10 protein-coding genes are annotated in these 11,620 nt (G+C 62.7%); 3 read left to right on the top strand and 7 right to left on the bottom strand.

Going from position 1 to position 11,620, the window contains the following annotated elements; genetic code table 11:
* Nucleotide 1 precedes the first annotated feature (1 nt).
* Together HG800_RS03335 and HG800_RS03330 are read left to right on the top strand one after the other, a co-directional pair.
* Nucleotides 2–1,930 (top strand): fumarate reductase/succinate dehydrogenase flavoprotein subunit, encoded by a 1,929-nt coding sequence (locus HG800_RS03335; protein WP_169973766.1) that lies wholly within the window; start codon nucleotides 2–4, stop codon nucleotides 1,928–1,930.
* A gap of 4 nt (nucleotides 1,931–1,934) precedes the next feature.
* A complete protein-coding gene (locus HG800_RS03330; protein WP_169973764.1) occupies nucleotides 1,935–2,678 on the top strand; it encodes a succinate dehydrogenase/fumarate reductase iron-sulfur subunit in 744 nt (247 codons plus the stop codon).
* Between the two features lie 138 nt (nucleotides 2,679–2,816).
* Here HG800_RS03330 and HG800_RS03325 read toward each other — a convergent pair whose 3' ends face one another.
* Nucleotides 2,817–3,860 (bottom strand): AI-2E family transporter, encoded by a 1,044-nt coding sequence (locus HG800_RS03325; RefSeq protein WP_261345885.1) that lies wholly within the window; start codon nucleotides 3,858–3,860, stop codon nucleotides 2,817–2,819.
* 170 nt (nucleotides 3,861–4,030) lie between these two features.
* Entirely contained in the window at nucleotides 4,031–5,152 is a 1,122-nt protein-coding gene (locus tag HG800_RS03320) for an agmatine deiminase family protein (protein ID WP_235963228.1), read from the bottom strand.
* A 310-nt stretch (nucleotides 5,153–5,462) separates the two neighbouring features.
* Between HG800_RS03320 and HG800_RS03315 the strand changes: the two genes are divergently transcribed.
* Nucleotides 5,463–6,608 carry an acyl-CoA dehydrogenase family protein gene (locus HG800_RS03315; protein ID WP_169973758.1) on the top strand — a complete coding sequence of 382 codons (1,146 nt, stop codon included), beginning with the start codon at nucleotides 5,463–5,465 and terminating at the stop codon, nucleotides 6,606–6,608.
* Between the two features lie 88 nt (nucleotides 6,609–6,696).
* Here HG800_RS03315 and HG800_RS03310 read toward each other — a convergent pair whose 3' ends face one another.
* The 5 genes from HG800_RS03310 to HG800_RS03290 form a co-directional block, all read right to left on the bottom strand.
* Nucleotides 6,697–7,584: a carbon-nitrogen hydrolase gene (locus tag HG800_RS03310; protein ID WP_169973756.1), complete on the bottom strand. Its 888-nt coding sequence runs from the start codon at nucleotides 7,582–7,584 to the stop codon at nucleotides 6,697–6,699.
* Nucleotides 7,585–7,723: 139 nt separating this feature from the next.
* Nucleotides 7,724–8,443 carry an HAD family hydrolase gene (locus tag HG800_RS03305; protein ID WP_169973754.1) on the bottom strand — a complete coding sequence of 240 codons (720 nt, stop codon included), beginning with the start codon at nucleotides 8,441–8,443 and terminating at the stop codon, nucleotides 7,724–7,726.
* A gap of 166 nt (nucleotides 8,444–8,609) precedes the next feature.
* Nucleotides 8,610–9,683 carry a tRNA (adenosine(37)-N6)-threonylcarbamoyltransferase complex transferase subunit TsaD gene (tsaD, locus tag HG800_RS03300; protein WP_315851961.1) on the bottom strand — a complete coding sequence of 358 codons (1,074 nt, stop codon included), beginning with the start codon at nucleotides 9,681–9,683 and terminating at the stop codon, nucleotides 8,610–8,612.
* 178 nt (nucleotides 9,684–9,861) lie between these two features.
* Entirely contained in the window at nucleotides 9,862–10,011 is a 150-nt protein-coding gene (locus HG800_RS03295; RefSeq protein WP_169973750.1) for a hypothetical protein, read from the bottom strand.
* Nucleotides 10,012–10,190: 179 nt separating this feature from the next.
* Nucleotides 10,191–11,582 (bottom strand): S41 family peptidase, encoded by a 1,392-nt coding sequence (locus HG800_RS03290; protein WP_169973748.1) that lies wholly within the window; start codon nucleotides 11,580–11,582, stop codon nucleotides 10,191–10,193.
* Nucleotides 11,583–11,620: the final 38 nt, after the last annotated feature.

Raw genomic sequence — 11,620 nt, 5'->3', positions numbered from 1 at the left:
TATGAAGGTCCTTGAAGAGACGCTCGACGCCCGGATCCCCGACGGTCCGATCGACCAGAAATGGACTCGGCGCCAGGGCGAACTGAAGCTGGTCTCGCCGAACAACAAGCGAAAGTACTCGGTCATCGTTGTCGGCACCGGGCTGGCCGGAGGCTCCGCCGCCGCCACTCTGGCCGAACTCGGCTACAACGTCCGGGCCTTCTGCTACCAGGATAGCCCCCGACGCGCCCACTCGATTGCCGCTCAGGGTGGCATCAACGCTTGCAAGAACTATCAGAACGACGGCGACTCCATCCAACGCTTTTTTATCGACACCATCAAGGGTGGCGACTTCCGCAGCCGAGAAGCCAACGTCTACCGCCTCACCGAACTCTCGACCAACATCATCGACCAGTGCGTCGCCCAGGGCGTCCCTTTTGCCCGAGAGTACGGCGGCACGCTCGATAACCGCAGTTTCGGCGGTGCTCAGGTCTCCCGAACCTTCTACGCCCGAGGCCAGACCGGCCAGCAATTGCTGCTTGGCTGCTACCAGGCGATGATGCGGCAGGTCAACGCGGGTAAGATCAAAATGTACCCGCGCACCGAGATGCTTGAGCTCGTCATCGCCAACGGACGCGCGATCGGCATCATCACTCGTGACATGGTCACCGGCAAAATCGAAAAGCACTGCGCCGATGCCGTCGTCCTGGCCACTGGCGGCTACGGCAACGTCTTCTACCTCTCAACCAACGCCAAGGGGTGCAACGTCACCGCCGCGTTCCGTGCCTACCAGCAAGGGGCCTATTTCGCCAACCCCTGCTACACCCAGATCCACCCGACCTGCATCCCCCCGCACGGCGAGCACCAGTCAAAGCTGACGTTGATGAGCGAATCGCTCCGCAACGACGGCCGCGTCTGGGTTCCGATCAAAGTCGGCGACAAGCGCCACCCCGACCAGATCCCCGAGAACGAACGCGACTATTACCTCGAACGCCTTTACCCTTCCTACGGCAACCTCGCTCCCCGCGACATCTCCAGCCGGGCCGCCAAGAAGGTCTGCGACGAAGGCCGAGGTGTCGGCCCCTCCGGCGTCGGGGTCTACCTCGACTTCCGAGACTCGATCAAGCGCCTCGGCCAGAAAACCATCGCCGCGAAGTACGGCAATCTGTTCGATATGTATCAGCGCATCACCGACGAGGACCCCTACAAGGTCCCCATGCGCATCTACCCGGCCAGCCACTACACGATGGGCGGGCTCTGGGTCGATTACAACCTGATGAGCAACATTCCCGGTCTCTTCGTTATCGGCGAGGCAAACTTCTCCGATCACGGCGCCAACCGGCTCGGCGCCAGTGCGTTGCTCCAGGGTCTGGTTGACGGTTACTTCGTCCTGCCCTACACAATCGGTGATTATTTCGCCCGCTTCAAAAAGCTCGACGCCAGCGTCGATCACCCCGAGTTCGACCAGGCCGAAGCCCGCGCCAAGGATCGGGTCCGCACCTTGCTCTCCATCGATGGCAAGCGCACGCCCGACTCCTTCCACCGGGAGCTTGGCAAAATCGTCTGGGACAAGTGCGGCATGGCTCGCAACGCCGACGGCCTTCGCGAAGCCATCGCCAGGATCCCCGAAATCCGCCAGGAATTCTGGGAAAACGTCAAGGTCACCGGCTCCGGTGAGGAGTTGAACATCGCCCTCGAACAGGCTGGCCGCGTGGCCGACTTCATCGAACTCGGCGAACTGATGTGCCGAGACGCCCTCGCCCGAGAAGAAAGCTGCGGTGGACACTTCCGCGAGGAACACCAAACCGATGAAGGCGAGGCGCTCCGCGATGACGAACATTTCTGTCACGTCTCGAACTGGAAGTCCAACGGCCCCGACGCCGAACCTGACCTGGTGATCGAACCCCTCGTTTTCGAGAACGTCGAACTTGTGACCCGGAGCTACAAGTAATCCCATGAACCTGACACTGCACATCTGGCGGCAGAAGGGCCCCTCCGATCCGGGCCGCATGGTCACGTATCAGGCCAAGGACGTCAGCCCCGACCAGTCGTTCCTCGAAATGCTCGATCGCCTCAATGAGGACTTGATTCTCCGAGGCGAAGACCCGGTCGTCTTCGACCACGACTGCCGCGAAGGCATTTGCGGCTCCTGTGGCATGGTCATCAACGGGGTCGCCCACGGCCCCGAGCAAACCACCACCTGCCAGCTCCACATGCGGAGCTTCAAGGATGGCGAGTCGATTTACATCGAACCCTGGCGCGCCGATCCGTTCCCGGTCATTCGCGACCTGATGGTCGATCGCTCCGCCTTCGACCGTGTCATCTCGGCCGGCGGCTACGTGTCGATCAATACTGGCTCGGCCCCCGAAGCCAACTCCATCCCTGTCCGCAAGGAAGACGCCGACCTCGCCTTCGACTCGGCCACCTGCATCGGATGCGGGGCCTGCGTCGCGGCCTGCAAGAACGCCTCGGCCATGCTCTTCACCTCAGCTAAGGTCGCCCAGCTTTCCCGACTGCCTCAGGGACAGGTCGAACGCAAGCGCCGCGTCCTCAACATGGTCGAGCAAATGGACAAGGAAGGCTTCGGCAACTGCTCCAACTACCAGGAGTGCGAGGCCGTTTGCCCGAAGGGCATCAGCACCCAGAACATCACCGTCATGAACCGCGAATATCTCCGCGCGAGTCTCTCCGGCGCCTGAGCCGGGCCTCAGCCCCTCACAGTTTGTTCCGATCTTCCTCGGGGTCGTCCTTCTCTTGGGTGAAGGCCGACCCCGATTTCGTGCGTAGGGACGGGGCGATCGCCGTTTCGGCCTCAGGACCGATCAATCGATCCTTGGTCAGCCGACCATCTTCGGTGGCCGCTCGAACGCGACGAGCTGTTGCCTCAGAATGCGCAGGAGTGACACAAACACCGCCGCCACGATCGGCCCGACGAAAATCCCCACCACTCCCAGCAATTGCACCCCACCTAGAATCGAGATTAATCCCATCAAGGGGTGCATTTGGGTGGTTCCCTTCAACACCATCATCCGCACCAGATAATCCAGGTTTCCGATCACAACCGCTCCCAGGACGCTCAAGATAATCGCCGGAGCATACTTTCCCTCGTACAGCAGATAACCCGCCAGCGGAATCCAGACCACCGGGGGGCCAACGAAGGGAATCATCGCCGCAATCGCCGTCAGCAGCATCAGCAGAAAGATCCAGGGTCCGATCCCGATCCCGAAGATCAGATCGAGGATCGCAATGATCAGGCCTAGACCGATGGATTGCACCATCGCCGCCAGCAAGATCGCCAGCACCACCCCCCGGCAGACCTCGGCAAATCGCCAGCGAATCTGACGGTCTTGCTCCGGATCAAGCGGCGTCAGTTCCTCCCAGGCCTTCAAGAGCGCTTCACCATCCTTCAGGAAGAAAAAGCCCGAGATCAAGAACAGCAGCGACCCGATGACAAACGCCGTTGCGCTGCCGAGCGCTTTCATGGCCCGCTGGAACAGCAGCGCCTCGCCATCACGCAAGAGCCGCACTACCTGCTCCTCCAGGGTCTCGGCGTCGATCGGCAACCGATTCCCGACCAATTCCAGCAGTCGCTCACGAGCAACCGGATCGAGTGCTGCCTGCTCAACCTGATCGATGGCTCGTTGCGCCTGGTCCTTGATCAAAAAGAACCCGGCCGTTGTCGGAATCACCACCACCAGAACCACCACCACCGTGATGATGAGTGAGGCCAGCCAGGCGGGCATTCGCCCCCGTCGGATCAGATCGCGCTGAAGCGGCATCGCCAGCAGAGCGAAGACCGCCCCCAGAAACAACGGCAGAAACAGCGGCCGGATCACCTGATAGAACAGAACCGCGACAGTCAAGCTCACCCCAATCAGCATAACAAGCGAGACGATCTGGCGTGATCGACTCGGTCGTTCCACAAACTTCGGTGAACTCGAATCGCTTGGCTGTGTCATGATCAACCTGACTCTTGCAAACGATGGACCACGCCCCTCGGCAACCGGACCCACTCAAACCAAAGTCCACTGCGCGACAGTGTGATTTGAACTCAACCGTCCAGGGATCCGCGAGGCTGATCCCTCGTCAAGCAGTGCAACGTCCCCAGACCCCAGACCAAATCGACGGCATGAATCCCCACCACTGTCCGATCGGGAAACACCTCCGCGAGAATCCCCAGTGCAACGCGGTCCTTCGGGTCATTGAACGTCGGGACCAGCACTACGGAATTTCCGACGTAAAAATTTGCATAACTTGCCGGAACCTGCTGCCCGTCGAACACGACCGGCTCGGGCATCGGTAGCTCAACAATGCGTAACGGCCGGTTGTCCTGATCGGTGGCGTCTCTGAGCCGTTCCAGATTCTCCTGAAGCCTCGCGTGGTTCGGATCGTTCGGGTTCTCCTCAACACACGTCACCACCGTCGTCGGATCTACAAATCGCGTGATGTCGTCGACATGCCCGTGTGTATCGTCTCCCTCGATCCCCTGCCCCAGCCAGATCACCTTCGTCACGCCGAGGTACTGCCCCAGCAACCGCTCGTAATCCGCTCGGTCAAGCCCGGGGTTGCGTTCCTGTTGCTTCGAGAGCAAGCATTCTTCGGTCGTGATCAAGGTTCCTCGACCGTTGACATCAATCGCCCCGCCTTCCAGAACGATTCGCTTGGGCGTCCCGTCGATCGGAGTCCGTGGCTCCCATCGGGTCAAGGCAAGTGTCTCGGCTACGACCCGAGGGACGCGGTTGTCCCGCTTGAATTGGTGGTACTTGGACCAGGCGTTGAACTTCCAGTCGATCAGCGAGACAGGAGGCAATTCCCCGTTCTCGCCGTGCGAGCGGTCCCGCACCACGAACATCGGCCCCGAGTCGCGCAGCCAACCTCGATCGGTCTTTTTCCTCACCCACTCGACCCGGCTCAGATCGACCCCCGACTTTGTCAGGGCCTCATTCGCCTTCCGCTCGACCTTCTTCGAGCCGACAAAAATTCGGACCAGCTCCGATCGGCTGAGATGTCGCACAATCTCCGCATAAACCCACCGAATCGGCTCGAATTTTCCCGGCCAATCCTCCCGATTCTGCGGCCACGCAATCCAGGTCGCCTCGTGAGGTTCCCACTCCGCGGGCAAGCGATAGCCGAGCGCAGCCGGGGTCTCGGTGGTGGTCGGTTCGTCACTCAACGATTCGTTGCTCATTGACATGATTCGGCCCGTTCGAGACAAGGTCGCGCGAGGGTCCCGTCTGCCCAGCCTCCGCGATCGGATCATCCTAACCGATCATCCGTCTTCGGTCATTGGTGCGTCTCTTCCCTCTGGGTTCCTCGCGCTGATGGTCGATCATCGTTGGCTTCCCGGGCAATCGAGTCGCTGCCTTCGACTCCCAATCATCTCAGAGTTCCCCTTGCCACGAATCGCCATCAGACTAGACTGGCGTCATCGAGAATCAAATCGCGTGCCTTTTTTTCTGGCCGAGGAGCACGGAGGCTTCCCGATGGACGACCTGCTCACCCCTGCCCAGCGCTCCTGGTTCGACGCTGCCGTCACCTTCGCCCGCTCCGAACTTTGCGACGACGTCGCCGGTCGCGACCGCCTCGGCACCTTCCATCGCGAGGGCTACCGCAAGTGCGGATCGCTCGGCCTGCTCGGCCTTCCCGTGCCCAAGGAATATGGAGGTGGTGCGGATGACCTCGTCTCCGCCGTCGCCGCCGTCGAGGGACTCGGCTACGGCTGCCACGACACTGGCCTCGTCTTCGCCCTCGGCGCCTCGCTCTGGACGGTGACGATGCCGATCCTCGCCTTCGGCACCGAGGAGCAGAAACGCCGGTGGCTCCCCGGCCTCTGCGACGGCTCCCTCTTCGGCGCCAACGCCGCCAGCGAGCCCGAGGCCGGCTCCGACATCTTCAGCATGAGCACGAAGGCCGATCGCCGCGGCGACCGCTGGGTCCTCAACGGTCGCAAGGTCTGGATCACCGGCGGCGCGATCGCCGACGTCCTCGTCGTCTTCGCCACGGTCGATCCCGGCAAGGGAGCACTTGGCCTCACCTCCTTCATCGTCCCGAAGGACACCCCCGGCCTCCGCGTCGTCCGCGAGATCCCGAAGCTCGGCATGCGCACCGCCCCCATGGCCGAACTTGCCTTCGAAGACTGCGAGCTACCGCTCGACGCCATCCTCGAACGCGAAGGCCGAGGCGCCCGCGTCTTCAACGCCGCGCTCGAATGGGAACGCGGCGCGATTCTCGCCGGCACGCTCGGCACCATGCGACGACAACTCGAACGCTGCGTCGATCACGCCCGCAAGCGCAAGCAGTTCGGCCAGTCGATCGGCAAGTTCCAGGCCGTTTCCCATCGACTCGTCGACATGAAACTCCGCTACGAAACCTCTCGCCCCCTCGTCTACGGTTTCGCCCGCAAGAAAGCCCGAGGCGAGGACGCCACACTCGAAGCCGCCATGGCCAAGCTCCACGTCTCCGAGTGCTTCGTCGCCAACTCCCTCGACGCCGTCCGCCACTTCGGTGCCCAGGGCTATGTCACCGAGAACGGCATCGAACGCGACCTCCGCGACAGCGTCGGCGGCGTCATTTTCTCAGGCACCAACGACATCCAACGGAACATCATCGCCGCCCGAATGAAAATCTGATCATGTGATTTTCCACCCAGCCGAGTCGACCTGATCGATTTTCCCTCAACCAGAGGCCAGCGAATCGATCCCCTGGCCTCTCTCGATCTCACGACAAGAATCGCTCCACGATCGGCGCATACGCGTCGATCCTCCGATCCCTCAAGAACGGCCAGTGCCGCCGTGTCGTCTCCATGAGCTTCGGGTCGCACTCCACGACCAGGACCTCCTCCGTGTCGTGCCCCGCCTTCGCCAGAATACGGCCGAACGGATCGGCCAGGAACGAGCCGCCCCAGAACTCGATCCCGCCGGCCGGGTCCCCCTCGTGGCCGATCCGGTTCACGCCGGCGACGAACACGCCGTTGGCGATTGCGTGGGCACGTTGCATGGTCATCCAGGCGTCGGCCTGGGCCTCGCCGTACTCGTCCTTCTCGCTCGGATGCCAGCCGATGGCCGTCGGATAGAACAAAATATCCGCACCCCTCAGCGCCGTCAGGCGGGCCGCCTCGGGATACCACTGGTCCCAGCACACCAAGGTCCCGACGTTCGCCCGGCTCGTCCGGAACGACTGGAACCCGAGGTCGCCGGGCGTGAAATAAAACTTCTCATAGTAGAGCGGATCGTCGGGAATGTGCATCTTTCGATACCTCCCTCGGATCGACCCATCGGCATCAATCACCACCGCCGTATTATGATAGAGTCCCGCCGCCCTCCACTCAAAGAGCGAAGCGACGATCACCATGCCCGTCTCCTTCGCCACCGCGCCGATCGCCTCGGTCGAGGGGCCGGGAATCGGCTCGGCCAGGTCGAAATTGGCGTGATCCTCGGTCTGGCAGAAATACTGCGATCGGAACAGTTCGGGCAGGCACGTCACCTGCGCCCCCTTGCTCGCGGCCTCTCGAAGGAAATCGCAAGCACGCTGGAGATTCTCGTCCGGGTCGGTCGAACAACGCATCTGCACAAGACCGACGGTGAAGGGCTGGGGCGATCGGCTCATCAAAAGGGCTTCCGTCGCGAGAGATCGAGGGACCAGGACATACATCCTACCACGAATCGCCATCGCCCGCGTAAACAGCACCGCCGAGACTGCTGGCAGCCACTCAGCTTGATGGCGTGGTGAGAGGACGACACAGCTCTCAGCGGCAGCCCCCGAAGGTCTCGGCCAGCGTCACAAGATCAGGAAACACCCCCGGCCGATCCCCTTGCCTTCCCGACCGATCCACGAGCGCCGCCTGAAGGCCTGCCCTCCCGGCTCCGGCAACGTCATTCTCGGGGTCGTCGCCCACCGACAGCACCCGGTGCGGAGGCATGGCCAGATGGTCGCACGCGGTCCGATAGAACGACGGGTGCGGCTTCCGATAGCCGACCTCCGACGAGATCAAGACCGCCTCGGCCAGCTCCGCCACCTCGGGCAATCCTCGCAGCACCCCTCGCAACCGCCCGTCGAAGTTCGAGCCGACCCGGATCGCCAGCCCGACCGCTCGCAAGGACCGCAGTGCCGGGGCCACGTCCTCGAAACATCGCCAGGCATCGGCGCGGCCGAAATGCTCCCAGAGTTCCAGGAAGGCCCGGTCCGGATCGGGCAAATCGGGCAAGACCCCGCCGACGATCCTCCGCCATCGGCGATACTCGATCGCCTCATCCGTGACCATCGGACCGCGCAGGTCATCAAGCTCATCGCGCCGGAAATGCTCCTTGAAACGCACCCGCACCACGTCGGGATCGGCCTCGATCCCCTGCCGATGAGCTGCCGCGGCATAGACCTCCGCCACCGAGGGGCTCGGCTCGATCAAGGTGCCCACCGCGTCGAGCACCACCGCGTCGATTCCGTCGAACCTCCTCCCGTCATCGGCCATCGCTGCTCCCTCGCCCTGCGTCAATGGGTCGCTGCAATTGCCCGCAATCGCAGCCTCAACTTCCTATTGTGAACCCTCTCAGCCAATCGAAAAGGGTTCCGGGACTCCGACATCGAGCCCAGGATCGAGGAATACTCCCCGCTTCCGCACTTCCCGGCCGGGTCAGTCAGCGACGGGTCGGCCGCACGAGTCCGGCGGTCACGTCGATGTCAAGCTCGGCCCCCTGGCCTGCGGCGAGCTTTGGGAACGCGACGCCGAGCATCGCTGCGTTGTCGGTGCACAACGCCATCGGCGGGATGAACAGCTCAATTCCTTCATCGCTCGCCATTGCGGCTACCTGATCACGGAACCTCCCATTTGCCGCGACCCCACCGCCGATCCCGAGCTTCCTCAGGTCCGTCTGCTGCAAGGCCTGGCGGCACTTCGCCACCAGGACCTCCACCACAGCCTCCTGAAAACTCGCCGCCAGATCGGCCACGACCTCCGGCGAGGGAGTTCCCGGATCGGCCCCCGTCCGCCCCCTCGAATCCTGCCCTCGAAGGGCATATAGCACGGCCGTTTTCAGGCCCGAGAAGCTGAAATCGAGCCGATCCTCACGCAGAAAGGCCCTCGGAAACGCATAGGCTTTCGGATTTCCGCCCTTCGCGGCTCGCTCGACCCCGGGCCCCCCCGGATATCCGAGGCCCAGCAGACTGGCGACCTTATCAAACGCCTCTCCCGCCGCGTCGTCGATCGTGCCGCCGAGCAGTTCCGCCTCAATCGGCCCTTCGCATCGAAAGAGGCTCGTATGCCCCCCCGACACCACCAGGCCGACGCACGGATACACCACCCGCTCCGGCGCTGCCAACTGACAGGCATACAAATGCGCTTCCAGATGATCAACTGCCACCAGTGGGACGTCGAGCGTCATCGCCAGCATTTTGGCCGCCGTCAGGCCAACCACCAACGAACCGACCAGACCGGGACGAGTCGCTACCGCCACCGCGCCGATCTGATCAAGCCCAACCCCCGCTTGCCGAAGCGCCTCGTCCACAATGGGCAACAGCTGCCTCACATGCTCTCTTGAGGCAATCTCGGGGACCACACCGCCAAAGCGGTCATGCAATTCCACCTGAGACGCCACGACGCTCGACCGCACTCGCGGCACCCCGCCTCCCGGGGGCCTCGGGCCTTCGAGCACGGCGGCACCGGTTTCATCACAAGTTGTCTCAATCGCCAGGAGCAAGAGGGGATCGGTCACGGTCGCATTCGGCTCGCAGGTTACGGCATCAATCCACAATTCCCGACTGAACATCCGGCTCGAGCAACAACCCGTCAGGACTCCGGATCAGAAATCGGGCTCCTCGACGAAGGGAGTCAAGCTGGCGGTCCGCTTCCTCGCCTCGCCAGCTTGTCACGAGAAAATCCGCCTGGAGCTCCTAATCCACCACCTCCTGCAAGCCATCCGGCTGCTGGATCACCGGCAGGGCTCCCTCCGTCATCGCCTGGGCCTGGGCATGATCGAGCGGGAGACCAGTCGACGGAATGCGAAAGCTCCAGAAGGGACGATTCGTCGGGCTTCCGACCACTCCGGATCGTGATCCACGCGGTCCTGGAACCGTCGAGCGACCACCAGCTGGTCCTGCAGGAATCGCCAGATGTCGAAAGCCTCATCCATGGGTCGCCTTGCTCTCCGATCGGTCCAGGAACGCTGGCAGAGAGGCCCCCCAGGAATCGCTCGGGGCGCGGGCCCCGAGCGTTCTTCCGCTCAACGCGTCGACGGTTCGGGCTCCTCCTCCGTCACCGAGTCGTCCGACTCCTTGGCCTGATCGTCCGATTCCGGCCCACCCAGCTCAGCACGGAGGAATTCCAGGGCCTTGTCAAGTTGACGGTCGGCCGTTACTTCACCTTCGTCCTGTTCTTCTTCTGCCACCCGTCGCGCAATTCGTGAGGTGACGTCCTTGCGCCGTCGGGAGAGTTCCCAACGAACGTATTCCTCGGGCGACAATTCGACGGCCAGCCCTTCGCTGGGAGAGACACCCCACTCATCCTCGTCGGTCATGTCCGGGAACTTGTGGATGTTCCCTCCCGATGGGCGGAAGTAGCTCTCGACCGTCAGCTTCAGGAAACTGGCCCCGCCTTCGAGTGGGATGATGTTCTGCACCGACCCCTTACCGAACGATCGCTCCCCCACCACCTTCGCCCGGCCGGCGTCTTGCAGGCAGGCCGAAACGATTTCCGCGGCCGAGGCCGAGTGGCTGTTCACAAGGATGACCATCGCGAAGCCGTCGTAGGTACCGCTGCTGTTGGCCATGAAACGACGCTCTCGCGTATTCCTCCCCTTCGTGCTGACGATCACGCCCCCGTCAACGAACAGGTCGGACACCTCCACCGCCGCCGAGAGGAGGCCGCCGGGATTGGTCCGCAGGTCGAGAATCAAGGCTTCCATTCCTTCGCTCTTGAGCTGTTCCAGGGCGCGGCGGATATCGGCCGCGGTCGACTGGTAGAAGCTGCTCACGCGGATGTAGCCGATCTTCGCCTCGGGATCGACGAAGTATTCCCAGGAGTCGTCCGCCCGGCGGTCCACGCCCAGCACACTCTCCGAGGCAATCACCTCGCGGGTCACTTCCAGGGTTTCCGACTTCTCGCTCCCCGGATGCAAGACTGTCAATTTCACCGAGGTCCCCGGCCTTCCCTGGAGCATCTCCACGGCCTTGTCCTGGGTGATCCCTTCGGTCGATTCGCCATCGACCTCGAGAATCAGGTCGCCAGCCAGAATTCCCGCCTGATAGGCAGGAGTCCCGATGAGCGGCGCAAGCACTTTCAACCGCTTGCTCTTGGCGTCCACCTCAACCTGAATGCCAATCCCGCTGAAGCTGCCTTCAAACGTGCGCTGAAACTTCTTCCACTCCGACTCGCTGTAATAGGTCGAGTGCGGGTCGAGGTTCTGGAGCATCCCTTGAAGGGCCGATTCCAGAAGCTCCCGTCGCGAGACGTCCCGGACGTAATTCGACTCGACCTGTTCAACGGCATCAATGAAGACGCCGTACAGCTCCATCAGCTCATCTTTCGAATCCTTCGAATCACCCCGGCTCGTCTGCCAGCAGGCGATCGAGGCAAGGCCGACGGCCGCGATGGCCAGCAGGTTGCGTTGCGGCATGGGCCGGAATCCTCCTCAATGAGGGGCCGATCAGGTCG

The organism is Tautonia rosea (genome assembly GCF_012958305.1).
GTDB classification, from domain to species: domain Bacteria; phylum Planctomycetota; class Planctomycetia; order Isosphaerales; family Isosphaeraceae; genus Tautonia; species Tautonia rosea.
This window is presented reverse-complemented; position numbering and strand designations above follow the sequence as displayed.